Source organism: Shewanella corallii (assembly GCF_023349125.1).
In the GTDB taxonomy this organism is placed as follows: Bacteria; Pseudomonadota; Gammaproteobacteria; order Enterobacterales; family Shewanellaceae; genus Shewanella; species Shewanella corallii.
In genome coordinates, this window is record NZ_JAKIKT010000004.1 from 188,962 (window position 1) to 212,899 (window position 23,938).

23 protein-coding genes are annotated in these 23,938 nt (G+C 51.0%); 14 read left to right on the top strand and 9 right to left on the bottom strand.

Annotated features, from left to right (window positions below; genetic code table 11):
• Positions 1 to 105: 105 nt before the first annotated feature.
• Together L2725_RS12375 and L2725_RS12380 are read right to left on the bottom strand one after the other, a co-directional pair.
• A complete protein-coding gene (locus L2725_RS12375) occupies positions 106 to 378 on the bottom strand; it encodes an HU family DNA-binding protein (RefSeq protein ID WP_115137555.1) in 273 nt (90 codons plus the stop codon).
• Positions 379 to 507: 129 nt separating this feature from the next.
• Entirely contained in the window at positions 508 to 1,305 is a 798-nt protein-coding gene (locus tag L2725_RS12380) for a response regulator (RefSeq protein ID WP_249249243.1), read from the bottom strand.
• 181 nt (positions 1,306 to 1,486) lie between these two features.
• Between L2725_RS12380 and L2725_RS12385 the strand changes: the two genes are divergently transcribed.
• Both L2725_RS12385 and L2725_RS12390 read left to right on the top strand, forming a co-directional pair.
• The gene (locus L2725_RS12385; RefSeq protein ID WP_249249244.1) at positions 1,487 to 1,996 is read left to right on the top strand and encodes a DUF4240 domain-containing protein; all 510 of its coding nucleotides are present in this window, start codon (positions 1,487 to 1,489) and stop codon (positions 1,994 to 1,996) included.
• Between the two features lie 159 nt (positions 1,997 to 2,155).
• Complete coding sequence (locus L2725_RS12390; protein WP_249249245.1) at positions 2,156 to 2,698, top strand: DUF3016 domain-containing protein; 543 nt, start codon at positions 2,156 to 2,158, stop codon at positions 2,696 to 2,698.
• Positions 2,699 to 2,740: 42 nt separating this feature from the next.
• Here L2725_RS12390 and L2725_RS12395 read toward each other — a convergent pair whose 3' ends face one another.
• Entirely contained in the window at positions 2,741 to 4,471 is a 1,731-nt protein-coding gene (locus tag L2725_RS12395) for an EAL domain-containing protein (RefSeq protein ID WP_249249246.1), read from the bottom strand.
• Positions 4,472 to 4,553: 82 nt separating this feature from the next.
• Positions 4,554 to 4,862 (bottom strand): prephenate dehydrogenase, encoded by a 309-nt coding sequence (locus tag L2725_RS12400; protein ID WP_115137550.1) that lies wholly within the window; start codon positions 4,860 to 4,862, stop codon positions 4,554 to 4,556.
• Positions 4,863 to 4,938: 76 nt separating this feature from the next.
• On the opposite strand from L2725_RS12400, the gene L2725_RS12405 reads away from it, so the two are divergent.
• Together L2725_RS12405 and cheD are read left to right on the top strand one after the other, a co-directional pair.
• Positions 4,939 to 5,802 carry a TraB/GumN family protein gene (locus tag L2725_RS12405; protein ID WP_249249247.1) on the top strand — a complete coding sequence of 288 codons (864 nt, stop codon included), beginning with the start codon at positions 4,939 to 4,941 and terminating at the stop codon, positions 5,800 to 5,802.
• 65 nt (positions 5,803 to 5,867) lie between these two features.
• Positions 5,868 to 6,500 carry a chemoreceptor glutamine deamidase CheD gene (gene cheD, locus L2725_RS12410; RefSeq protein ID WP_249249248.1) on the top strand — a complete coding sequence of 211 codons (633 nt, stop codon included), beginning with the start codon at positions 5,868 to 5,870 and terminating at the stop codon, positions 6,498 to 6,500.
• Positions 6,501 to 6,761: 261 nt separating this feature from the next.
• On the opposite strand, the gene L2725_RS12415 is transcribed toward cheD, so the two are convergent.
• Positions 6,762 to 7,535, bottom strand: coding sequence for a methyltransferase domain-containing protein (locus tag L2725_RS12415; protein ID WP_249249250.1), 774 nt, complete (start codon positions 7,533 to 7,535; stop codon positions 6,762 to 6,764).
• Positions 7,536 to 7,858: 323 nt separating this feature from the next.
• Here L2725_RS12415 and L2725_RS12420 point away from each other — a divergent pair, with 323 nt between their 5' ends.
• Both L2725_RS12420 and L2725_RS12425 read left to right on the top strand, forming a co-directional pair.
• A complete protein-coding gene (locus tag L2725_RS12420) occupies positions 7,859 to 8,701 on the top strand; it encodes a MaoC family dehydratase (RefSeq protein ID WP_249249377.1) in 843 nt (280 codons plus the stop codon).
• Positions 8,702 to 8,860: 159 nt separating this feature from the next.
• Positions 8,861 to 10,573, top strand: coding sequence for a formate--tetrahydrofolate ligase (locus L2725_RS12425; RefSeq protein WP_249249251.1), 1,713 nt, complete (start codon positions 8,861 to 8,863; stop codon positions 10,571 to 10,573).
• A 66-nt stretch (positions 10,574 to 10,639) separates the two neighbouring features.
• Here the strand turns inward: L2725_RS12425 and L2725_RS12430 are convergent, their stop codons facing one another.
• Together L2725_RS12430 and rimK are read right to left on the bottom strand one after the other, a co-directional pair.
• Complete coding sequence (locus L2725_RS12430; RefSeq protein WP_115137545.1) at positions 10,640 to 10,906, bottom strand: YihD family protein; 267 nt, start codon at positions 10,904 to 10,906, stop codon at positions 10,640 to 10,642.
• Positions 10,907 to 11,356: 450 nt separating this feature from the next.
• On the bottom strand, positions 11,357 to 12,259 hold the full coding sequence (gene rimK / locus L2725_RS12435) for a 30S ribosomal protein S6--L-glutamate ligase (protein ID WP_248936523.1): 903 nt from the start codon (positions 12,257 to 12,259) through the stop codon (positions 11,357 to 11,359).
• 414 nt (positions 12,260 to 12,673) lie between these two features.
• On the opposite strand from rimK, the gene L2725_RS12440 reads away from it, so the two are divergent.
• The 5 genes from L2725_RS12440 (at position 12,674) to L2725_RS12460 (ending at position 17,472) form a co-directional block, all read left to right on the top strand.
• Complete coding sequence (locus L2725_RS12440) at positions 12,674 to 12,847, top strand: PA3496 family putative envelope integrity protein (protein ID WP_249249252.1); 174 nt, start codon at positions 12,674 to 12,676, stop codon at positions 12,845 to 12,847.
• A gap of 130 nt (positions 12,848 to 12,977) precedes the next feature.
• Positions 12,978 to 14,330 carry a flavohemoglobin expression-modulating QEGLA motif protein gene (locus L2725_RS12445; protein ID WP_249249253.1) on the top strand — a complete coding sequence of 451 codons (1,353 nt, stop codon included), beginning with the start codon at positions 12,978 to 12,980 and terminating at the stop codon, positions 14,328 to 14,330.
• A 126-nt stretch (positions 14,331 to 14,456) separates the two neighbouring features.
• Positions 14,457 to 15,410: an HlyD family secretion protein gene (locus L2725_RS12450; protein WP_249249254.1), complete on the top strand. Its 954-nt coding sequence runs from the start codon at positions 14,457 to 14,459 to the stop codon at positions 15,408 to 15,410.
• Positions 15,410 to 16,366, top strand: coding sequence for an ABC transporter ATP-binding protein (locus L2725_RS12455; RefSeq protein WP_249249255.1), 957 nt, complete (start codon positions 15,410 to 15,412; stop codon positions 16,364 to 16,366). Before L2725_RS12450 ends, L2725_RS12455 begins: the two co-directional genes overlap by 1 nt.
• Complete coding sequence (locus tag L2725_RS12460) at positions 16,363 to 17,472, top strand: ABC transporter permease (RefSeq protein WP_249249256.1); 1,110 nt, start codon at positions 16,363 to 16,365, stop codon at positions 17,470 to 17,472. Before L2725_RS12455 ends, L2725_RS12460 begins: the two co-directional genes overlap by 4 nt.
• Positions 17,473 to 17,530: 58 nt before the next feature.
• Here the strand turns inward: L2725_RS12460 and L2725_RS12465 are convergent, their stop codons facing one another.
• Both L2725_RS12465 and L2725_RS12470 read right to left on the bottom strand, forming a co-directional pair.
• The gene (locus L2725_RS12465) at positions 17,531 to 17,917 is read right to left on the bottom strand and encodes a hypothetical protein (protein WP_249249257.1); all 387 of its coding nucleotides are present in this window, start codon (positions 17,915 to 17,917) and stop codon (positions 17,531 to 17,533) included.
• Between the two features lie 22 nt (positions 17,918 to 17,939).
• The gene (locus L2725_RS12470) at positions 17,940 to 19,310 is read right to left on the bottom strand and encodes an alanine/glycine:cation symporter family protein (RefSeq protein ID WP_249249259.1); all 1,371 of its coding nucleotides are present in this window, start codon (positions 19,308 to 19,310) and stop codon (positions 17,940 to 17,942) included.
• 235 nt (positions 19,311 to 19,545) lie between these two features.
• Here L2725_RS12470 and L2725_RS12475 point away from each other — a divergent pair, with 235 nt between their 5' ends.
• The 3 genes from L2725_RS12475 to L2725_RS12485 all read left to right on the top strand — a co-directional run bounded on the left by L2725_RS12475 (position 19,546) and on the right by L2725_RS12485 (position 23,868).
• Positions 19,546 to 21,099, top strand: coding sequence for a glutamate synthase-related protein (locus tag L2725_RS12475; protein WP_249249260.1), 1,554 nt, complete (start codon positions 19,546 to 19,548; stop codon positions 21,097 to 21,099).
• A 214-nt stretch (positions 21,100 to 21,313) separates the two neighbouring features.
• Positions 21,314 to 21,652, top strand: a complete 339-nt coding sequence (locus L2725_RS12480; protein ID WP_240317092.1) for a TM2 domain-containing protein — start codon at positions 21,314 to 21,316, stop codon at positions 21,650 to 21,652.
• A 311-nt stretch (positions 21,653 to 21,963) separates the two neighbouring features.
• Positions 21,964 to 23,868, top strand: a complete 1,905-nt coding sequence (locus tag L2725_RS12485) for a right-handed parallel beta-helix repeat-containing protein (RefSeq protein ID WP_249249261.1) — start codon at positions 21,964 to 21,966, stop codon at positions 23,866 to 23,868.
• Positions 23,869 to 23,938 lie beyond the last annotated feature (70 nt).

The following is a 23,938-nucleotide window of genomic DNA, read 5'->3' on the forward strand; positions in this document are numbered from 1 at the left end:
GGCATAGGCACTCACATGGTGCAATCATGGTTGGCAGCATAAAACTTGATGCAATAAAAAAGCCCTCATAGTTAGAGGGCTTTTTTGCGACATGGGAAAGGAATATCAGTTCACGCTGTCACGCAGAGCTTTACCAGCTTTGAACTTAGGTACGTTTGCCTCAGGGATCTGAATATCTTTACCAGTTTGAGGATTGCGACCAGTACGTGCTGCCCGTTTGCCAACTTCAAATGACCCAAAGCCCAGAATAGAGATCTTGTCACCAGCCTGCATGGCCTCAGTGATAGCCTGTTCGAAAGACTTGAGTGCGCGGGTTGCTTCAGCTTTTGACAGCTCAGCATTCTCCGCCATTTTGGCGATTAGTTCCGTCTTGTTCATTGTTATTTTCTCACATCATCACAGTTATGGATAAGTAACAGGACCCATGATGCTGCTGGGTCAGTGTTACCATGCCACAAGGTAAACTGTTCGTGAAGATGTTAATGCGAAGTTAACAGCAAAAAATTACTATTCTTCCAACAATTGTTTCAATAACCTGCGAACCAACTGAGGTTCAAAGGGTTTATCACATAAAGCATTAACCCCGTGCTTGGCGACATTGGAAAGATGCGACTCATTGGCGTCGGATGACACCATCAGAATAGGGACCATAGGTTGAGCACTGTACTGACGTATGTACTTGGCCAGCATCAGACCATCCACTTGGGGCATGTTGTAATCAGTGATCACCAAATCAAAGTTGTTGTCCTGCAGCAATTGAATGGCCTCTTTACCGTCTGCAGCCTCAGTGATCTCCTCCATTCCCAGTGTATTCAGGGTTCGGCGAATAATCTTACGCGACAGCGCACTGTCATCCACCAGCAGCACGCGCAAGTCCTGAGGTTCCAGATACTCCAGATCCAGATCATCATGACCCAGCAGTTCAGCAGTAGAGATAAGCGCCGAATGCAGATGAGAAAGTTCAAAGGGTTTGGGCAAAATCGCCACCACGCCAGATTGACGGTAAGCCTCCAGCTGCTCTTTGCGATACTCACTGGAGATCAACATAAACTGGGTGTCTTCACAGGCCTCGCTGCTTTTGACATGGGCAACCAGATCCAAAGCGGTGCCATCTGCAAAATGCATGGCACTGACCACAAGATCCGGCCGCCACTCCTGAGCCAACTCTTTGCCGGACTCCAGACCGTCAGCCGTCTTTATTTCATGAACCCCCTCTTCCTGCAGTTGGTTCATGATGATTTTTCGCTGTGCATTTGAAGGTTCTATGAGGAGTATCGATAACTGATCAATCGAGACGTGTTCCATAAATCAATCCTCAGCATCATTGCCCTTGTGAGCCGACAGATGTGTGTCTGTTAAACGGCAGCTTACGCCATAAAGATAGCAGTTGGACCCGGTATCAGCAGGTGGTTCTCTGAAATTTTCTATGGCCGACATCCCCTGCCGAGCTAAAATGTCGTTTTCCCGATTTACCGGTATTTCTGCAATGACTGAATCCGAATTCTGGCAGCTGGTCAGCCGTGACGTGTTAACCCAATCAAACAGCGCGCTCAGTGAGCAACTCAAGCAAAGATTGTCCGCGTTAAGTGATGAGCAACTGGCCGCCTTTGACAAACATTTTTCCCAGCAGATGCGTCGCAGCTATTTGTGGAGCGTTTGGGGAGCCGCTTATGTATTGACAGGGATCGACAGCGAGTATGAGTTTGCGGAGTTCCGCAGTTACCTTATTTCGCTGGGTAAAGAGTGGTTCGAGAAGATAATTGCCAATCCGGATTCACTGGCACAGCTGCCTGAATTTCCGCTTGTAGATGACTATGCCTATCCATTCCTCGAGGAGTATGACCTGATTGCCGGTCAGCTCTATGAAGAGCGCACAGGCAAGGAGCTTCCATTCGTTCCCTCAGGGCAGGCGACACCTGCGGGTAAGAAGTTTGATAATCGGCCCAAGATGCTGAAAAAAGCCTACCCGGAACTGGCTCATCGCTTCCCGTTTTGATCCTTTTTCGCTCTGTGCCATATAAGCAATATCGATTGTATTAAGCCGTGATTCAGGTTACTTTTTGTACATTGAATTCAACCCAACGAATTACAGTAAAAATGCCGTTAGTTCAGTAACTTTTATTAGGCTAACGACTCGCAATCAGGAGATTGTTATATGGCAACAAGAGCATTGATCCTCGCAGGCATACTGGCTACCGGTAGTGTGATGGCAGCGGATGAAAAAGTGGAGAATCCTGTCACCCAGGATGGTGTTGTCAAAATTACCTGGCAAAACCCGGACAAGTACTCAGATATTGAGTCCACCGCAGAGAGACAGTCCAGGTTTGAGCAGCGGGCTTTTGACTCCATGACAGAGAATCTGGCCAAGTTGGCGGGAAAGGTACTGACTCATGGTGAACAGATGCAGATGACTGTCACCAATGTTGATTTGGCTGGAGATGTTCGCCCAACCTTTGGTGCCAGTGCCAGTGATATTCGGGTGTTAAAAGATATCTACCCACCCAAAATCACCTTCAGTTACCAGATCACCAAAGGCCAGCAGGTGATTATGTCAGGTCAAGAGGAACTCAGGGATCTTAACTATCTGGGCGGGATCCAACCCAGACGTCAGGAGTCCTTTATGTATGAAAACCAGATGCTGAAGCACTGGTTTAACAAAACCATCACCCCGCGTATGGAAGGCACTCCTCCCAAGTGACCACCAATCTAACGGCAGAGCCTGAGCTCTGCCGTTTTTGTATTAAACCGCGATTGGCCAAAGCGCCACACCATCCTCAGATTGCTTGGCCTGCTTCTTTGCCGCAGCAGCCAATTCCGACAAGCTTTCATCACTGCATGCCCGGGTAGTCTCCGCCGTGAGAATACCCACTGACAGCCCGGTCAGTGTATATTTGCAGGGTTTGCCCAGCCTGTCTTCGGACTCAATAAAGCCAGCCCGCCAGTCTGCCTCCCTGAAGAAACGACTTTTGACTCGCTCAAACTCCTGTAATACCTCGCGACATATGTGTATGCAACAGGCCGAAGTGGAGATCATCACAAAATCATCGCCGCCGATATGACCGATAAAGCACTCGGGAGATTGATGGCTACGCAGCAGTTCTGACAGCGCAATAATCATTTCGTCACCGCGACTGAAACCATACACATCGTTATAGGGTTTGAACTGATTCAGGTCGAAATAAGCCAGCTCAAAATCCAGCTCCATCTGACGCAACCGCTGCAGCTCCTCCTGAATCGGCACATTGCCCGGCAAGCCGGTCAAAGGGTTGGCGTGACGGGCATGCTTTATTCTTTGATCGGTAATGCGTTGCAGCAGATCCCGGGTATGCCCGACGCCCAGCAACTCCTCTCCCCGGAGGATAATAAACTGTTGAGCAATGACGGTTTCACTGTCTGCCGTAAGTAACTGGCTGACTGACGACAAAGGTGTGCCAGCCTGAAACTGCAATGCATCCCCATCCATCGCCTCATGCAGAGGTCGGCTCTCATGCAGAGCTCGTCCGTAGGGAGTACTGAACAACTCCAGCAGATGATTACGATACAAAAGGCCCACAGCCCGACTTTGTTGCATCACCACCAACGCCTGCAGACCAGGCTGTCGGCTAAACATCTGTCCCGCCTCTTTGAGCTTACAGTTTGCGGACAGGGCAACCGCAGGAGCACACAGGCTTTGCGCCGTCTCCCCATATCTGGGCATGGCGATGGGCAAGCCAACCGGTAAACTCTCATGCATTGTCAGTACTGGCTCGGCTGCGGGCTTACCAAGCAGATACCCCTGGCAATACTGCACCCCAAGACGCTTCAGAGTAGCCAGTTCATCATGGCTCTCTATGCCCTCGGCTATCACTTTGCAGGTCAGGCTCTGGCAGAGTTCCACAATAGAGCGCACAAACTCCTGCTTGACGGAGTTGGTATCTATGCCGTGACTGAAATGACGGTCAATTTTGACAAAGTCAGGTGCCAGTTCAGACCATAACCTCAACCCGGAATAGCCCGCTCCCAAATCATCGATGGCGGTGAGAAAACCCTGATTGCGATAGTGCTGCAGGCACTCTTTAAGCAGATCGATATCATCAGCGGGATACTGCTCTGACAGCTCAATAACCACTTTAGAGGGCGGGATCCCAAGCAAGCTGAGCAATTGCAGAGTTTTACCCCTTGGATGATTGGGGTCGAGCAAGGCTTTAGGGGAGATATTAATGAAAAGCTTGCCGGGCAAGGAATCCCGGCAAAAAGCTGACAGGGCGCGTCTGCGACACAAGGTCTCCAGCTCACTGAGCCTGCCGTTGGTCTCAGCGGCCCGAAACAGGGACACAGGAGAATAAAGCGGGCTGTGCACAGGACCCCGGCTCAATGCTTCCAGCCCCAGGAGTTCCTGGCTGTTAATATTGAAAATGGGTTGGAACACTATATCCACTGACTCGTCAGCAATCAGCTGTTCCAACTCTCGGGTTAACGCATCCTTTGCCACAATTATTCAACGGGTTATAAGAATTTACCGTCGAGTTTATTGCGCCTGTATGACGTTCACATTACAGCCGCGAGACAGACGTTCAGGCTTTGCGCTTAAATGCCTGCAGGGTTTGCAGCAGCAGTGCCAGACGCTTAACCATCAACTGCAGACCTTGCTGATCCAGTTCGGTATCCAGCTTCATCTCTTCCAGCTCTTCCGCCAGCTCTTTTACATAGGGCAGAAAACGGTTACTGCTGGTGTTAAACCCCTGCTCTTTACTGAACACAGCCTGGAACTTGCCGTGACCTGCCTGTTGCAGCGCATTGAGTTTATTGTCTGCGTCGATTGCCTGCCGGTATACCAGCTGCAGGTTCTCCTGCAATTGCTCCAGCACCTTGATGTGTGGCATAACAACTCCATTCACTTAGATATTGGGCGGCAGTATACCCAAGTTGCTCAGATCATTTCACCATAGGAAGGAACATATGATCACAGGTTTCCGGCTCAAACACCTGCTCACTTCAGCTCTACTGCTGTTTTATGCTGCCTCCTCCGTTGCCGCAGACACAGATAAACCTCCCTTCTTTAAGCTTGAGTATCAGGGCCAAACCGCCTGGCTACTGGGTTCAATCCATATCGGCAAGGCTGACTTTTTTCCTATGCCCAAACAGGTGGAGCAGGCATTCGATAACTCCAGAGCGTTAGTCGTTGAGGCAGACGTTACCAAGGCCGATATGATGCCGCTTATTCGAAAATATGGACTCAAGCGCAATGAGTTCAATGACGAACAAAAGGCGCTAATGGCAGATTACTGCCAACCCCGGCAAGCGGTATGCCAGTCAATCGCAGGATTGGCGCCCTGGGTACAGGCGATGCAACTCACCCTGGCCCAGTTTATGGAGCTCGGTCTGCAACCTGAGCATGGCGTTGACAGCCACTTTCTTGCAAGACGGGGGGATAAGTCGATACTGGAGTTGGAGAGCGTTGAGCAGCAGTTCGCCATGCTGTCGTCATTCAGTGACGATGTTCAGTGGTTGATGCTGGAAGAGGCAATTAAGCAGCAACCAGATGATATTGTTGAACTTATCCAAGCCTGGCGAGATGGCGATAACCAGACGCTTGCGACTATCATGGAAGGCGATTTGAGCCAGCCAGAACAAAAAGCCTTTGTGGAAATACTGCTGTGGGAACGTAACCGAACCATGGCTGATACCACAGTCACCATGCTGGCGGACAAAGAGATTAAAGGTCCCCTCTTTATTATCATAGGAGCCGGTCACCTGGTGGGGCAGCACACAATCCCCGAGCTGCTGGCGGAAAAAGGCGTCAAAGTGACCAAATTACTTTAGCCGTAATCGGCGCAGGTTCGCTATCCCTGTCTATACTTGATTGATAACGCAAGCATGGAGGCTTGATGACGGCGAACCTCACCAACATGGTGTACCCAGGCTTTGAGACCATACCAAGGTATTGGAACCGGGAACATGAGTGTATGACTGCACGGGTCGATCCCGGGGAATACTATATCAGCTGCCAGGACGAATATATCTTCACCCGTCTTGGCTCCTGTATCACAGCATGCATTTGGGATCCTGTCATGCGCGTTGGCGGCCTCAACCACTTTCTGCTTCCTGAACGTAAAGCTCACGACGACTGGCATCAGCTGACCAGCTACTCCTGCCGCTATGGCAACTGGGCAATGGAGCAGTTGATTAACTCTATTCTGTCTGCCGGTGGCCAGCGTCGTAACCTGCAGGCCAAGGTTTTTGGCGGCGCTAAACTGGGCGGCATGTCCATCATCAATGTGGGAGAGTCCAACATTGAGTTTGTCCGTCAGTATCTTGCCACCGAAGGTATAGAGATCATTGCTGAAGATGTGGGTGGAATCTGGCCCAGAAAAGTTATGTTCCACCCCATGACCGGAAAAGCCAAAGTTAAGCGTCTATCTTCCGAGCCAGTGGAACTGACCATACTCGAAGAAAAAGAGTATCTGGATGGCGTTAAAGTTACCGGAGGCGACAACGACATTGAACTCTTCGGCGACTAGATTAACTAGGGTCTGTTGACCTTTCATGGTTGAATTTTGCTCGAGATAGACGCGCTTTAATCGCGACGCAAGGTGTGCCGCCTAGTGGGCCTAAGCAAATACCTTGCAACAAAGAGTAAAGCGCGTATAGCCGAGCCCTTCGGGCAGCGTTTGTCGTCGCTTTCTACTGTATTAACGCTCATTTATGTAGAACAACTACACCGCAATCGCGTTGCTTTGTATAAAACAACGACAAAGAGCTGCAAAAACCATCTTCAAAGGTCAACAGACCCTAGAGTGCCCCATGAAATGAACGTAACGTCCCAGATCCCGGTATGCAGGGTAACGGGAATAGATCAGCTCCATCTCCAGTAGTTGGGTGTTATCAAAATCAGGCGGCAAATGCTTTTTCAAATAGTCATGAATTACCCTGACCCCTGAACGACAATCAAGCGACAGCTGCCAATCAGCAAACCAATCCAGTACTGTATCAGGCGTCAACGGATGGGTCGGCGTTAGCCTCACCTTCTTCTTAATCTTGAAGTCTGCTTTTACATAATCGAAATTGCCGGAAATCAGCGCATGGAAGCGCATGGCTTCAAGATTGAAAAACATCAAAGAGAAAGAACCACCGGGCTTGAGCATCTTAAGCAGCCCCGCCATGGTGGATTTGGCATCCACCAACCACTCGACGACAGCGTGGCACAGAATCAGATCGAACTGGCCAAGTTCAGCCGGGTTAAGATCCTGAATGGCACTGTGCACCAGCTTGATATTCAACTCGGTATCACAGGCATCTATCTGCTGTTTTGCCAGCGCCAACATCTCAGCCGAGATATCACACAGAACCACCTCATGACCCAGTGCAGCCAGCTTTTGGCTCAGGTGTCCAAAACCGCCACCTGCATCCAGTACACGTAACCTGGACGAGTGAATAGCTGGCATGGTTTCGGTCAAATCCCGCCACAAAACCGCTGCGCGGATCTCCCCTTTACGGGTTCCATAGATGTTTCTGGCAAACTTCCCTGCCAGGCTGTCGAAATTTTTGTCTTGCACGAATTGAACTCTCACTCTTACAGGGGCAGTAGTTTGTCACACTTCAAAGCTCAGGTATTAGTGATTTCCTTCTCCGTGGAGAGTCTTTGCGGATGCTTTAGCATCTAATACCTTGGTGTGAATTTTCCATCCCGGATTTACTGCCAGCTTATCAATTTAACGCTAAACCACGGTGATTTAGAGGGTTTTGCCCCCTGTTTATACCAATTATTCCTTCCCCATCAGAGGGATACCCTACTGGCTAAAAAGTGGGTTATAATCCCGCCCCTGTTTCGGAACCGACATCTGGCAGTACCATGCAATATCAGGTTGAACTTAAGGCGATGCCATCGCTGTTTTCTCTTTATCGCAAAATTTTCTTTGGACGCAAACCCGGTTGGGATGGGCAACCTCTGCCCGGCATCCAGGTCAGTTGCGATAAAGTGGCGATTTCAGCTGCCAGTGTCAGCCAGTATGCCAATGTATGTGGATATAGCTTTGATGGCGAACAACTGCCAATGACCTATATGCATGTACTGGTGTTCCGCCTGCAGGCTCTGATTTTTACCCACCCGGCTATCACCTTCCCATTGCTGGGAATGATCCACCTGCGTAACCGCATTACCAGTTATCGCCAACTGAAGATCGATGAGACTTTTCGTATCGAATGTGCTCTGGCTGGGAGTGAAGAGACCGAAACCGGACTGACATTCGACCTTTTCTCCAAGGTCTGGGTTGGTGAAGAACTGGTATGGGAGTCAGTCTCCACTTACCTCTATCGTATCGAGAAGCCAGGAAAGCGCAGCCGTCCGCCCAAGGGGGACAATATGGCCTGGGACAACCCACAGCAGTGGCAACTAAGTGAAGATCTCGGCCGCCGTTATGCCAAAGCGTCCGGTGACTACAACCTGATCCATCTTCACCCGGTATTGTCCAAACGCTTTGGTTTTGATCGTGTACTGGTGCATGGCATGTGGTCTAAAGCTCGCTGTATTGCCGCCATGAACGAGGAGATTGGAGACCGCCCGGTTGAGGTGGATGTGACCTTCAAATTGCCTCTGTTTATGCCGGCAGATGTCACCTTCTGCGCCATTGACCAGCCAGAATCAGCTGGTAAGCGATTTGAACTCAGGGATGGCCGCGGCCGCCGTCCTCATCTGACGGGCTCGGTAAGGTATCTAAACTGATACTTCAGATAATCAGGGTCGGCATTGCCGACCCTCTGTTTTTATGTCCCACCGAAACACAGTGTTTAATCACACTTTGCATTTTAGGCAGGGTGAGAAACCTTGAGTTAATCTAAGATTACGCCACCTTTGAGCGCCCATCCAAGAGAGCACGACAGAATGCTGACCGATATTGAGATTTCAAAGCAAGCCACACTGGAACCTATCACGGCCATTGGCCAAAAACTCAGGTTAAAGGAAGACGAACTGGTCGCATTTGGCCCAGCCAAAGCAAAAATCAAATTATCAGCGCTGAATCGACTGGCCGACTCCCCGAAGGGCAAACTCATTATTGTCACCGCCGTCACACCCACCCCTTTTGGTGAAGGTAAAACGGTCACCACCATTGGCCTGACTCAATCTCTGCAGGCCATAGGTAAACGGGTTGCTGCCTGTATACGCCAGCCCAGTATGGGCCCCGTATTTGGGGTTAAAGGCGGTGCTGCAGGGGGTGGTTATGCTCAGGTGGTGCCCATGGAGGAGCTGAACCTGCATCTTACCGGTGATATTCATGCAGTCACTGCAGCCCACAATTTGGCAGCCGCCGCACTGGACTCCCGTCTGCACCATGAAACCCGCCTGGGTGCCAAAACCTTCTTTGATAAAACCGGCTTGCAGGCATTGAATATCGATCCGCAGCAGATTCTCTGGAATCGGGTGATGGACCATAACGATCGTGCCCTGAGACAGGTCACTGTAGGCCTGGGTAATAACAATGGGCATGCCCATGAATCCAGCTTTGATATTACTGCGGCATCAGAGTTGATGGCGATTCTGGCGCTCAGCCGTTCCCTGGCAGATCTGCGCCAGCGTATGGGCAGAATCGTGCTGGCACTGGATACCTCGGGCCAACCTGTCACCACAGAAATGCTGGGAGTAGCCGGTGCCATGACCGCCGTGATGGCTGAGGCAGTACAGCCGACTCTGATGCAAACCCTGTCCGGCGCACCGGCTTTGGTTCATGCCGGGCCTTTCGCCAATATCGCCCATGGCAACTCCTCTATTCTGGCGGATGAAATCGCACTGCGTTGTGCTGACTATGTGGTTACTGAGGCCGGTTTTGGTTCAGATATGGGGTTTGAGAAGTTCTGTAATATAAAGGTTCGCGAGTCCGGTGACGCCCCCGCGGCTGCCGTATTGGTGACCACGCTTAAAGCCTTGAAAGCCAACTCTGGTCTTGAGTCAGAACTGGATATCAGCGCACCGGACACCGCCAGACTTCATACCGGCTACGCCAATCTGGAGTGGCATATCAATAATGTCAGTCAGTATGGAGTACCTGTGGTCGTCGCCATCAACCGCTTCCCCACAGACACAGATGAAGAGTTGCAATGGCTGAAAGACAAAGTGAAGCAAAGCAAGGCCTTTGGCTGTGAAATCAGTGAAGCCTTTGCAAAGGGCGCTGACGGTGGCAAAGCTCTGGCACAGACCGTAGTGGCAGCAGCAGAGACTGAGTCGGCGTTTAAGTTTCTGTACGATACTGAGCTGCCACTTGAAGATAAATTGAATCAACTGGCTCAGGCAGGATATGGCGCTGCCGGTGTCGAGCTGTCAGACAAAGCCAGAGCGCAATTGGCCAGTCTGCAAGCCCTGAATCTGGATAAACTGCCTTTGTGTATGGCCAAAACCCCTATGTCTATCAGTCATGACCCCAAGCTCAAGGGTGTGCCAGGTGGTTTCACTATTCCGGTGACAGAGCTAAAGCTGAACGCCGGCGCGGGATTTATTACCGTGCTGATGGGTGCAGTTATGACAATGCCGGGATTGGGACTCAAGCCAGCCTATTTGAATATCGATGTGGATGCCGACGGCAATATCACAGGTCTGTTCTGAACCGGATATCAAATCGCCAACAAAAAAGCGAAGCCAAATGGCTTCGCTTTTTTGTATATGCGGCGATTAATCAATAATCCCGCGCGCACGCAGAATCGCAGTTTTGAAATCTGGCTCATAATCCTTGGCCAGACCCGGGATCATCTCATCGTCACCCATGTTGCGCATCTTCAGGTGATAGATAAGTACATCATCACTCAGCTCTTCCAGTTTCCCCTGATAACCCGCCTCTGCAGCCAATTTGCCTATCATCTGCATCAGGTTAAGTTCAGGCTCTTTCTGCCACTCAGGTTGCAACAGTTCAATCAATTCATTCAGACGATGACACTTCATTTAAGACTCCAACTTTGGCCATTGGCCATCAACTCTTTGACTGACGTTATACCAATCCGCATAGAAGATTGATCTCATCAGAGCCATGTCAGCCATTCGAGTACAATCCAAATTGGTGACGACATAGTGGTTCTATGACTAGACAATTTGGGGCGGTAATCGTGTGGCTGACAGGCTCCCGAAGGGCGAGTTTTAAAGGCGCGCATACCGCCCAGAGCTCTCTTGATTTATCCCGATAGATCTTCGCTCGCTCCGATTGTCTCCACGCCTTTAAATTCTCGCTGAGTGACTAAACTCCTATGCGGATTGGTATTAGATTACCAAATTCTGAAATATGACACCAAGCACACAATGCAGTGTTAGTGCCTTGCAGAGCCCTGATTGATGTTAGTTTCGCCAAAGTAAAACGCCCGGACAGGCCGGGCGTTTTCATATTGAGTATCAGGGCGATCAGGCCACTGTTTTTTTGCTCTTGCGGGCCGCTACAGATTTCTCAATGTGCTCGATAATCTTCTCGGCAACCGGCAAGCCAGTCGCGTTCTCGATACCTTCAATACCCGGTGCAGAGTTAACTTCCAATACCAGAGGACCACGCGCTGAGCGAAGAATATCCACACCGGCAACGCCCAGGCCCATAGCCTTCACCGCCGCAACAGCAGTTTTACGCTCTTCCGGGGTGATCTTGATCTTTTCAGCTGTACCGCCAAGATGCAGGTTAGAGCGGAAATCCCCCTCCGGGCCCTGTCGCTTCATGGCAGCAACCACCTTGTCGCCCACGACAAAACAGCGAATATCGCTGCCGTTGGACTCCTTGATGTACTCCTGCACCATGATGTTGGCCTTCAGTCCCAGGAAGGCTTCAATAACGCTTTCCGCCGCCTTCTTGGTTTCTGCCAGCACCACGCCAATACCCTGAGTACCCTCCAGCAACTTAATCACCAAAGGAGCGCCGCCCACCATGCTGATAAGATCCGGAATATCATCCGGCTTGCTGGCGAAACCAGTAATAGGCATGCCCACGTTCTGGCGGGACAAAAGCTGCAGCGCGCGCAGTTTGTCACGAGAGCGGGAGATGGAAATAGAATCATTGATGGCATACACCCCCATCATCTCAAACTGACGCACCAGTGCGCAGCCGTAGAAGGTGATGTTGGCGTGAATGCGGGGAATGATGGCGTCAAAATGGCCGATATCTTCCCCTTCAAGGTGAATTGTCGGCTGCACCGAATTGATGTTCATATAGCAATTCAATGGATTGATCACCACGGCCTCATGGCCACGTGATTCACAAGCCTCCACCAGTCGACGGGTAGAGTAAAGTTCCGGATGCTGCGACAAAATGCCAATTTTCATGAAATATAGCTCAATAAGAATTATCAAACCGTAGCGCTCGAAGGAGCGCTTGTCATTGACCCTGAGCGGGTCACTTTGACGCCTTGAATGGTGTCGTACGCCAAAGGGCGAATCTTTGTCTATCGTGCCATATTTGGCAAGCAGAATCTCACCGAATCCAGCAAGCTTTTGCAGTGAGCAGCACAGCTACTGACCTCAGGGTGATTTTCTACTCTTTCACCTCTTGGCCTGAGTGTGAAATCCTCAATGAAACTATTGTGAACGAATTCAAAGAATCAACATCAAGTCTCATACCTTTGTCATTTTTTGCTTTTCTCCAAAAAACTTTTTCGTTAGAAATTGCCCCGAAACTTCACCCACTCTTTTGCGACTTGGCAAAGAGATTATTTACTTGGTTTTCAGGAGCCAACTACCATGCCTCAGATTGTTAATTCCCTTGCTGGTGACGATCTCGAAATGGACGACATGTCCCAGCCGACTAACCCTCAGGCTGCAAAATCCATGGAACAAAAGCGCAAGTTAAAGCGCCGTCTGGATGACTACTTTGAACAGCGTGAACTGCGCAAAGCGCTGGGTCTGGACGACTGATCAAGCTGCTCCCCCGGGGCCGGAAAATCCGGCCCAAACACCTTCTCAGATCTGCCGTTTAAAACCTGTATTCCAAAGCCTGAAAGCTGTGATATAAACCTCACAGTTAATCAGCAATGGAATCGCTTACATGTCACAGGTTGAACAGGCATACAAAGAAAAACTCAAAGCATTCTCCGACGAACTTATTCGTCTGCAATCACCATTGCAGATCCTGGATGCCATCAAATGGCCCAGAGAGCAGGAAACCAAATTTCTCGCCAGTGGTGGCACTCGCATGCCGGATATCAACGCCGACTTCTATCAAAGCCAGGCGCTGAACTTTAATCCCGACACCACCCGCGAAGATCTGAAAGCCCTGAAGAAAGCAATACGTAAACAGCTGGGTGCCAAAGATCCTTTGGGGCGCATTCTGGTGAAGAACCTGGAGCAGTCCCAGCTTGTCGTCGACCTGCTGCTGTCACGGGGCACGCAAGAGTTCGGCTGTATCAGTCAGCAGCTGTACGGTTCAGCCAGACACAAACTGCATGGTGACCGTCATACCCTGAGGCAATTGGGCGACCGCCTGAGCTACCTGTTTTCCCTGCCCGCAGCCCGTCGCATCAATAAGCAACACCCAAAAGTTATTAGCGCGCCGGAAGCCGTAGATGAGCTCAGCCGCCGCCTCAGTAAGTACTTTCATAATGACGATATTCTGGTACGTCTGAGCGATGGTATCGTGTCTGACGCCGCCGTCGGTGGCGATACCATTAAACTCAACAGCCAGGCCATGTTCAGTGAAGCCGACCTGAACGTGTACGAAGTACACGAAGGCTGGGTCCATCTGGGTACCACGCTCAATGGTCGTGCCCAACCCTGGGCTACCTGGCTGGGCTCTGGCTCCCCCAGAGTTGCCGCGACCCAGGAAGGTCTGGCAGTACTGCTGGAAATGCTGACCCTGAGTTCCACTCCGGGGCGGGCCCGTCGTATCAGCGACAGGGTTGCAGCCGTGGATATGGCGGAAAGCGGAGCTGATTTTATTGAAGTTTACCGTCACTTCCGCGAACAGAACCTCAGCGAAAGAGACAGCTACCGCGTCACCCAGAGGGTGTTCCGTGGCGGTATGGTGACCGGCGGTTCTTGTTTTACCAAAGATATCTCCTATGTGCGTGGCTATGTGGAAAACATCAACTTTATCCGGGCAGCGATTACCGCTGGCATGCCTGAGCTGCTCCCCATGTTGTTTGTGGGCAAGCTGGCCATTGAAGATATTCCCGTGCTGTATCAGGCCCACAAACAGGGCATAGTCGAAGCGCCTGAGTATCTGCCCTATATGTTTGAAGACTACTCAGGACTCTATGCCTGGTTTGGCTTTGCCACTGGCCTTGCCGGTATCGATCTTAAGGGTGTTCAACGTCACTTCCAGCGTCTGTTCAGAGACCTGCCCACTGTGGACCCCATTGCTGAGTTTGTTGAAGACACAGAATTCGACGACTGGGAATGATCCCATCCTCAGGATAAGAACGGCCGCTGTTGCGGCCGTTTTCGCACAAAATTCATACTGGCCTCACAGAAGCGACTGATTTAATTTGGTCTAGTAAAGCTCAGGACAATTCTCGAGGGATCAAGAATGAAATCAATCTGGATGATATTGCCACTCTGCCTGCTGAGTGCCTGTAGCCAGCAGCAAGCACCTCAGGCACTGGGTACCCTGGAACGTGACAGAGTGCTGCTGCGGGCCACCTCGGACGAGATTGTCACTGAATTGCCGGTACGGGAAGGCAGCATGGTTAAACAAGGAGAGCTGCTGCTCAGGTTCGACAGTCGCAAACAAACTGCGGTGGTTGCCATGGCCAGGGCTGAGGTCGCTAAAGCTGAAGCTTACCTGCTCAAAATGACCAATGGTGAGCGCCCGGAGGATATTGCCGCCGCCCAGGCTAATGTTGCCCGGGCCAAAGCTGCGCTCACAGAGGCGGAACTCAGCTTTAAACGTATCAGCCAGCTACGTAAAGAAAACCTCGCCAGCCCGGCAGAAAATGATAAAGCCCGTGCAGTCAGAGATCAGGCCGCAGCTGAGCTGGAGTCCGCCTCAGAGCAGTTGAGCAAACTGATTTCCGGCGTGCGGGAAGAGGATATCAATCAGGCCAGAGCCGCACTGGATGCCGCCATAGCCAAACTGGCGCTGGAGGAGAAGGTCCTTGGGGACCTCAGCGTACAGGCTACCCGTAACGGTCGTCTCGACAGCCTGCCATTCAACGTTGGCGAACGGGTGCCACTGGGCTCGGTCATCGTTGCCATTCAGGCCGATAACGCCCCCTATGCAAGGGTTTATGTGCCTGAGCCCTTTGTTGCCCGCCTGCAGATAGGTCAACGCCTGCCGGTCCATGTAGACGGCGTGGATACAGACTTTTCCGGCACTATTCGCTGGATAAGCACAGAGCCGGCATTCACCCCTTACTACGCCCTCAACGAACAGGACAGAGCCAGGCTCGTGTATCTGGCAGAACTGGATCTGGATGACAGCGCCAACAACTTGCCTACAGGCATTCCGGCTCAGGTGAGCCTGCCCGCCGGAGTACAATAATGAACAGGGAATTGGCTATTGACGCCACAGGGCTAACCAAGAAGTTCGGTGATTTCGCCGCGGTCAGTGAGCTCAGCCTTAAAGTCCCTGAAGGACAGATTTACGGTTTCCTCGGCCCCAATGGCTGTGGTAAATCCACTGCTATTCGTATACTGACCGGTTTGCTTACCCCCACCAAAGGCTCAGCTAAGGTACTTGGGATCGAAGTCCCCAAACAGGCGGAATTACTGCGACGCCAGATTGGCTATATGACCCAGAAGTTCTCCCTTTATGAAGACCTGAGTGTCAGTGAAAACCTGTCATTTATGGCACAGATCTTCAATCTGCCACGGGATCTGGCTCGTTCCCGTATTACAGAGCTGATGGACACCTACCGCCTGAATGAACTGGCTAATCAGTTGGCCGGCACCATGAGTGGTGGCCAGAAGCAGCGGCTGGCACTGGCCTGTGCCTGTATCAACAAGCCCAAAGTTCTGTTTCTGGATGAACCCACCTCTGCCGTGGATCCCCAGAGCCGCAGGGACTTTTGGGAGCAGCTGTTTGATCTGTCTGAACAGGGCACCAGCATACTGGTCACCACCCACTATATGGACGAGGCCGAACGTTGCCATGGGCTGGCGATTATGAACAAAGGTTGGATCTGCGCCGATGGCAGCCCTCTCGGATTGATGGATAAGATGCAGGCCAATGTGATTGAGATTGCCGGTAATGATCTCAGGGCCCTGAAGGATAGACTGACCGCATTTGATGAGGTCAGCAGTGCTGCCCAGTTGGGTAACCGCCTGCGGGTTTTAATCGACAAGGCTCAGGCGGATCCCATAGGGTTTCTGCAAGCCACTCTGGGAGCAAATGAGCCATTACAGATGGAGCAGGTCCGGCCCAACCTTGAGGATGTCTTTGTCGACTGCACAGGCAAGCCTCTGCCCTCTTCCCCGGTTCAGGAGGCTGGCAAATGAACATCAACCCCATGGAAAGCCTGAGCCGTATCTGGGCGATAGTCACCAAGGAGATCCGCCAACTGAAACGGGATCGCCTCACCTTCGGCATGGTGGTCATGATCCCTCTGATTCAGCTTCTATTGTTTGGCTATGCCATTAACACCGATGTGCGCAACGTTCCCGTGGCGGTGGTGGATCAAAGCGGCAGTGCAGCCGGACGCTGGATAGTGGAAGCGATTAAGGTCACTCAGGTGGTAGAGGTCAAAACTCACTACGCACTGGTCGAACAGGCGCAAGACGCGATTACCCGGGGTGAGATACGCGCCGCTTTGGTACTGCCGCCGGATCTCACCAGCCGTCTGGCCAACAATCAAACCATAGGCCAATGGCTGGTTGATGGCTCAGATACCATGGTGGCTGGTGCCATACGTCAGCTGCGCAGCATGCCGCTGGATCAGATTACAGGCCAAAGCAGTAACCAGCCCCCTACTTTTGAAGTCGCCCTGTTTTATAACCCTGAGCAGAGATCTGCGGTCAATATTGTACCCGGCCTGATTGCGGTGATCCTGACCATGACCATGATTCTGTTCACCTCAGCAGCCATAGTGCGGGAGCGGGAGAAGGGCAATCTGGAACTGCTGATCACAACCCCCATCAAGCCACTTGAACTGATGTTGGGCAAGATACTGCCCTATATTCTGGTGGGACTGGTGCAAATGGCAATAATTCTGGGGTTGGGCTACCTGATCTTCGATGTGCCGGTAAACGGCGATATTGGCCAGCTGCTGATGGGTACCCTGCTGTTTATCGCAGCCAGTCTGAGCCTGGGGCTCCTGATATCGACGCTGGCCAGGACCCAGTTGCAGGCAATGCAGATGACCATATTTGTACTGCTGCCAACCATCCTCTTATCCGGCTTTATGTTCCCCTTCGAAGCCATGCCCAAACCCGCCCAATGGATCGCCGAGCTGCTACCTGGCACCCACTTTATGCGCATTATCCGCGGCATTGTACTGCGAGGCGGGGATATGGCTGATATGGCGCCAGATGCTCTCTGGCTGCTGGGCTTTACCGCATTGGGTATAGTGCTGGCCTCTATGCGATTCAGCAAACGGCTGGATTAATGCAGATACAAAAACGGCGCCTGTGGCGCCGTTTTTGTTTCTCGACATCTGGGGAAGCTCAAGACTCTTTAATCTCATAAGCCAGGCCCACACACTCCCTGTAAACAGTGCACCCGGCATAGGTTTTACTACCGCACTCTTTTATCACCAATGCATTGCCGCCTAACTTACGGGTTTGCAACCTCAGCGTATCCTTCATTGCCGATACTGTAGGGGCTGGCCGTCCTTCATGAATATCCCGCTCATCTCCGCAATAGGCCGTATCCACCATACCCAGCGCAACATAATTGTGTTCGAACACTTCTGACTGCTGATAGATATCAACCACAGATGATTGAATTCTGGCCTGACCATACTCCCCCAAATTGGACGAGAAGCGCACTCCACCACATCCGCTTAATATCAGTCCAGCAGTTATCAGTATTAAAATCCTGGGTCTGTCCATGACCACTCCTTTTAGTAAATGATTATTCTGTCGTCGCCTCAGCCTCTTTCTGCTTCTTAAAGTACTTGCGGGTCAGCTCAAATACCACAGGGCTAAGCAGCGCCAGTGCGATCAGGTTGGGGATAGCCATCATGGCGTTCAAGGTATCTGCCAATAGCCAGATAAAGTCCAGCGAAGCAACAGCGCCAAGAGGCACCACCAGAGTCCAGATCAGACGGAATGGCTTAATCGCCTTAACACCAAACAGGTACTGCACACATTTCTCGCTGTAGAAACTCCAGCCCAGAATGGTGGTAAAGGCAAAGATAGCCAGCGCAATGGCAACGATGTAATTACCCATAGGCAGAGCGTGGGAGAAGGCGTAGGAGGTCAGCGCTGCACCATTCTCACCTGAGGTCCAGGCGCCGGAGACAACAATCGCCAGGCCGGTAATGGAACACACAATAATGGTGTCGATAAAGGTACCCAGCATAGCCACCAATCCCTGAGCAACCGGGTTGTTGGTTTGAGCAGCAGCATGAGCAATGGGCGCACTGCCCAGACCCGCCTCATTGGAAAACACGCCACGGGCCACACCGAAACGAATCGCCGCCCACACAGCTGCACCGGCAAAACCACCCTGTGCCGCAACCGGGTTGAAGGCACTTTCAATCACCAGGGCGAACGCCGCAGGCACTTCGGCAGCGTAGACCACCAACACAGCCAAACCGGCTGTGATATAAAAAACTGTCATCAGAGGAACCAGCTTACCGGCTACATCGGCAATACGCTTGATCCCTCCCATCAATACCATGCCCACCAACACCATCAGCACCAGGCCGGTCACCCAACCGGGCACACCAAAGTTGGAGTTCAATGCGTCTGCCACTGAATTGGACTGCACTGTATTACCGATACCAAAACCGGCAAAGGAGCCAAACAGTGCAAAGGCGGTACCCAGCCATGCCCACTTGGAGGAGAGACCATTCTTAATGTAATACATGGGGCCACCGACATGGTTCCCATGGTCGTCCACTTCACGATATTTTACTGCCAGTACCGCCTCGGCAAACTTGGTGGCCATCCCCACCAGTGCGGTACACCACATCCAAAACAAGGCTCCGGGGCCCCCCATAAAAATGGCGGTCGCCACACCGGCAATATTACCTGTACCTATGGTGGCGGAGAGGGAGGTCATCAAGGCATTAAAGGGGCTGATCTCCCCTTTCATATTTTTATCTTTATCGGGAATACGACCAGTCCACAGCAACTTGAAACCTTTACCCAGCTTGAGAATAGGCATCAACTTCAGGCCAATGGAGAGAAACAGACCCACACCAAGGATCAGCACCAGCATGGGAGTGCCCCACACTATGCCATTTATCGTAGACACAAACTGAGTAATCGCTTCCATTGCTTTCTCCCCGGCTATTCTTGTTATTGTCAGCTGTGGCGAACAGACTACAACGAACAGTTAACATTTGAAAAGCCCTGCGCACCAATCAAGAGTTCGCTGATATACCGGTGGCACACTCTATTCCCACTTGCATCAAGCTTTAAAGAGGTACCTCTTTAGATGGATATTCCTTTTTCACAAAAGCGGGCTATAACAATAAAACAACAAAATAAAAGTTATTCCCGGAGCGCCCATGAAAGACAAACCCATAGTCTCAGATAACAAGCCCATTAAAGTCAGTTTGGAAGCAGGTAAGGAGTATTATTTCTGTCGCTGTGGTAAATCCAAATCCCAGCCATACTGCGATGGCAGTCATGCCGGTACCGAATTTACCCCCAAAGCCTTTACCGCTGAACAGGAAGGTGACGCCTTTCTCTGCGCCTGCAAGCACACGGGCAATGCCCCTTTTTGCGATGGCACCCATACCCGATTCAAAGCCGATGATGTAGGAAAGGCAGGCCCGGGACCAGAGGCAATACACTCAGATGAAAATGCGGCTCCTGCGCCGGTTGCCACAGCCGAAGAGCCTTTTGTTGAATATATCCATCAACTGGCCAAAGAGGGACTGAGCAAGCTGGGACACCATGGTCGTATGACAGCCATGGGGGTGCCCCGCACTCAACTGCCCAGCTGGGATGATATTCAGATTATGGTGGCACAAATGGCCACCAAACCTCTGCTGGAAGATATCCCGGTCAGTACCGAACTTGTGATAGGTCCGGAGGCCAAAAAACCCCTGGTGCTGAAAATCCCACTGTTTGTCTCGGATATGAGCTTTGGTGCCCTGTCAGAGGAAGCCAAAACCGCACTGTCCAAAGGGGCAGAGTTGGCCGGTACCGGCATCTGCTCCGGCGAAGGGGGCATGTTACCCGAGGAGCAAGCCGCCAACTCCCGTTATTTCTACGAACTGGCCAGTGCCATGTTTGGTTATAAAGAGGAGTTGCTGACCCGGGTACAGGCGTTCCACTTTAAAGGTGGTCAGGGTGCCAAAACTGGAACAGGTGGACACCTTCCCGGCGCCAAAAATATCGGCAAGATAGCCGAAGTTCGGGGTATAGATGCGGGTCATGATGCGGTGTCCCCGCCAACCTTCAAAGACCTTCACTCTGTGGCTGACTTCCGCCGCTTTGCCGACAGAGTCAGAGCTGTTACTGGCGGTATCCCGGTGGGCTTTAAGCTCAGTGCCAACCATATTGAGCGGGATATCCAGTTTGCTCTGGACGCCAGCGCAGATTACATCATTCTGGATGGCAGAGGTGGCGGCACAGGCGCTGCGCCTGAAATCTTCCGGGATCATATCAGTGTCCCCACCATTCCCGCTTTGGCCCGAGCCAGACGGTATCTGGACAGCGTCGGTGCCAGCGGCAGAGTAACCTTAATTGCCACAGGCGGCATGCGATTGCCAATGGACTTTGTCAAAGCCATGGCCTTGGGGGCCGATGGGGTAGCAGTATCCAATTCCGCTATGCAAGCCATAGGTTGTGTGGGCGCACGTATCTGTAACTCAAACAACTGTCCGGCCGGGATAGCCACTCAAAAACCTGAGCTCAGGGCCAGACTGAATGTGGATGCTTCTGCCGAACGCCTGTCCAACTTCTTTGCCGCCTCGGTGGAGTTGATGCAGGTAATGGCCCGGGCCTGTGGTCATGATCATCTCAATCAGTTTAATCGTAACGATTTGGCGACCTGGAACCATGATATGGCGCGCCTGAGTGGTGTCCGCTACTCGGGAGTGACGCTGGACTAAGGAAAAAAACGGAGGAACAGGTGTTCCTCCGTTCTTTATAAAACATTTCTAATCTCCATCCATTGATTCACAAGCATCAGGCCAAAATCGTTCAATATTTTTTCATAGTGTGATCTGCGAAGCTGGATCTCAGCGAACACTTGTACGCATAATTTCTCCAACCCTACCACACGACCAATGACACATATCATTGGCATGACTCTGGAGTAACACTGTGAAAGCCAATCCGTGCCCTCAATGTGGTCAAGCTTTAGCTGAAAACTGTCTGACCTGCAGTAACTGTCACTGCGCTATGGGGCTTGACGCCCTGGCTGGCGTGGATCCCAACATCCGCATCAAAAACCAAAAACTGGCCGCCTGGTACGGTCTGCTATTAGGTGGTTTGGGAGTTCATAGATTCTATCTGGGTCAACATTTGAAGGGATCTTTATATCTGGCATTCAGCTGGACACTGGTGCCGGTAGCACTGGGTTGGTTCGACGCTTTTAAAACCTTCCGTATGAGTCCTTTTACTTTCCAATCCAAGTACGCCCAACGCCCCCTGACCGCATAACACCAGTGAGCTCCGGATTAGTCCGGGGCCTGCCCCCGTTAACCCCCGAAATCCTCCCGCCACCCATACTCTTATTTATAATAGGGTCAAATATATAACAAATCGTTATAAATAAATCATACAAAATGAAGCTCAAATAACCACGCAAACCTCACCAAAAAGCATTTAACTCCATATTAATTATTTGGTTAGAGGCAAAAACCAACAAAAAACCCTTTTAGTATTTAATTATGCCAGAGTCATGTTACAGTTAATTTGTAGTATAAATGTGAAAAATAAATTACAAGCCACTAACTACAAAGGAAGATGGTATGAAGAAGACCACAGTAATACTGGCCCTGCTCAGCTTGCCCCTAGCCAACACCGCCATGGCATGCTCTCAGCCCAATGCCTGCAGTGCAGGCAGCTCGTCGAGCTACTGTAAAATCACTCTGGCTAACTGGGGAGTTACAACAGGTAATACTGATAACAGCGCCTGTATGAAAAACGCTGTTAATTTTGCCATTAACCAGTCAGGCAGTAAGAATGTCGATCTGGTGTTTGGCAGTGGTACCTATAAGTTCAAAGACCCTGTCTCTGTCAGCGTAAAGAGTAAACACTCCAACACTAACTTTACCTTTACCAACTCAAGAATCGCCGTTGCCGGTAAGACCTCGAATAAACAGATGACCATTCGTGGACAGGGCATAGGTTCAACCACGCTGCAGTTCGTGGGCTTCAATGATGGTACGTCGTCAGGTCTGAATGGATTGAGTCTTTACAGCAGTAACAAAGTCGCCATTAACAATATGTCGCTGACCTACGATAAATATCCATTTACCCAGGGTAAGTTCGAGCGCAACTCAATCAGCTCCAAGTCTGATGACACGGTTATTATCGCACTCGACTCCGGATATGATGCCCCACAGCAGTTCATTCGCGACAATACAGATAAAAGCTATATTGTGACCTTCAAGGGAGATGTCACCTACGAGAAGGTGCCGTCTGATCTCAAGTTCACCGCCTCCAGACACCTTGGTGGCAATCGCTACGAATTGTCCGGCCTTGATAAAACAACCCGCAGCTATCTGTATGACTACCACAGAGTCGATTCCAGTCTGAAAGTCGCCCTTTCACCTAAAGTCGGTGGCGAGTCGCTCTATTTCTTCAATAGCTCCAACGTCAGTGCCCAGAACATTGAAATCTCCAATGCACCAGCTGTTGCGGTAAGGGGGCAGAATGGTGGCAGCAATATCTCGCTGAATAACGTGAATTATAAGCGCAAGCGCATTGGCAGCTCAGTGGCGCCACTCATGGCAGGCACGGCGGGCGGTTATATTTTCCAGTCGATTCGAGGCGGTCTGAAGATCAGAAACTCCACTATTGACCATAATGCTGATGACTCCCTGGGACTGTTCGCCCGTGGTACAGATCTGCTGCGAGTATCCGGCAACACAGTCGATGTAAATGAGAAGAAGGCACAATTCATCAGCACAGGCGATGTGGTTGACCTGTACGACGCTGCAAACTCCAAAAAGAATGATAAGTCGCTGACAGTCAATGCGATTCAGAGCCTGGGGAATGGCAATATTCGTCTGACATTCAACAAGAATGTGAATAACTCAGTTGTCGGTGACTATATTGGTAGTCGTAACGCTACCATAGGCACCTCTGGCAATCGCTTCCTTATTGAAAACAATACCCTGCAACACAACAAAGGCCGTGGGATCCGCAGTAATGCGTCTTATGGCGATATCCGCAATAACACTATCCGTCGCAACGGTAACGGTGGTATCTGGATGGGTGGAGATGCTGAGCATAACTCCCAGTGCAGCCTGAATGTCACCATCACGGGAAACAATGCGGTGCAGCAACTTCACGGCCCTGCCATTCTGGTTTACAACGCGATCAAACATGATCCAAGCACCATGAAGTGCAACAAAAACCTGACTATTACCGGCAATACCATCAGTCAGCAGGCCAACTCAACCCCAGCGATCTTCATCGACAATACCAATAACGCCACTATCTCAAACAACAACTTCCAGTCGGAATTTGGCTCAGCCAGTGCCGTAAAGAAAGTGTTGTACGAGAGATTGCGTACATCGGGAATCTCTGCCAGTCAGCGCAACAACACTGTGGTGCTGTCCAACTATGCTAAAAAACTGACCGTCAGTGGAAACAGCACGGCAAGCGGCAAAGGTACCTCCTACTCTAAAACCAGCAATACCCGTTAAAAGAGAGTTCTCTTATCTTAAAAGGGCTGCACTGCAGCCCTTTTTTGCTTTATTGCCGACCTCACATCAT

Coding starts and splice junctions, on each gene's coding strand:
- L2725_RS12375 (WP_115137555.1), bottom strand. CDS start 378: ATGAACAAGACGGAACTAATCGCCAAAATGGCGGAGAATGCTGAGCTG.
- L2725_RS12380 (WP_249249243.1), bottom strand. CDS start 1,305: ATGGAACACGTCTCGATTGATCAGTTATCGATACTCCTCATAGAACCT.
- L2725_RS12385 (WP_249249244.1), top strand. CDS start 1,487: ATGACTGAATCCGAATTCTGGCAGCTGGTCAGCCGTGACGTGTTAACC.
- L2725_RS12390 (WP_249249245.1), top strand. CDS start 2,156: ATGGCAACAAGAGCATTGATCCTCGCAGGCATACTGGCTACCGGTAGT.
- L2725_RS12400 (WP_115137550.1), bottom strand. CDS start 4,862: ATGCCACACATCAAGGTGCTGGAGCAATTGCAGGAGAACCTGCAGCTG.
- L2725_RS12405 (WP_249249247.1), top strand. CDS start 4,939: ATGATCACAGGTTTCCGGCTCAAACACCTGCTCACTTCAGCTCTACTG.
- cheD (WP_249249248.1), top strand. CDS start 5,868: ATGACGGCGAACCTCACCAACATGGTGTACCCAGGCTTTGAGACCATA.
- L2725_RS12420 (WP_249249377.1), top strand. CDS start 7,859: ATGCCATCGCTGTTTTCTCTTTATCGCAAAATTTTCTTTGGACGCAAA.
- L2725_RS12425 (WP_249249251.1), top strand. CDS start 8,861: ATGCTGACCGATATTGAGATTTCAAAGCAAGCCACACTGGAACCTATC.
- L2725_RS12430 (WP_115137545.1), bottom strand. CDS start 10,906: ATGAAGTGTCATCGTCTGAATGAATTGATTGAACTGTTGCAACCTGAG.
- rimK (WP_248936523.1), bottom strand. CDS start 12,259: ATGAAAATTGGCATTTTGTCGCAGCATCCGGAACTTTACTCTACCCGT.
- L2725_RS12440 (WP_249249252.1), top strand. CDS start 12,674: ATGCCTCAGATTGTTAATTCCCTTGCTGGTGACGATCTCGAAATGGAC.
- L2725_RS12445 (WP_249249253.1), top strand. CDS start 12,978: ATGTCACAGGTTGAACAGGCATACAAAGAAAAACTCAAAGCATTCTCC.
- L2725_RS12450 (WP_249249254.1), top strand. CDS start 14,457: ATGAAATCAATCTGGATGATATTGCCACTCTGCCTGCTGAGTGCCTGT.
- L2725_RS12455 (WP_249249255.1), top strand. CDS start 15,410: ATGAACAGGGAATTGGCTATTGACGCCACAGGGCTAACCAAGAAGTTC.
- L2725_RS12460 (WP_249249256.1), top strand. CDS start 16,363: ATGAACATCAACCCCATGGAAAGCCTGAGCCGTATCTGGGCGATAGTC.
- L2725_RS12465 (WP_249249257.1), bottom strand. CDS start 17,917: ATGGACAGACCCAGGATTTTAATACTGATAACTGCTGGACTGATATTA.
- L2725_RS12470 (WP_249249259.1), bottom strand. CDS start 19,310: ATGGAAGCGATTACTCAGTTTGTGTCTACGATAAATGGCATAGTGTGG.
- L2725_RS12475 (WP_249249260.1), top strand. CDS start 19,546: ATGAAAGACAAACCCATAGTCTCAGATAACAAGCCCATTAAAGTCAGT.
- L2725_RS12485 (WP_249249261.1), top strand. CDS start 21,964: ATGAAGAAGACCACAGTAATACTGGCCCTGCTCAGCTTGCCCCTAGCC.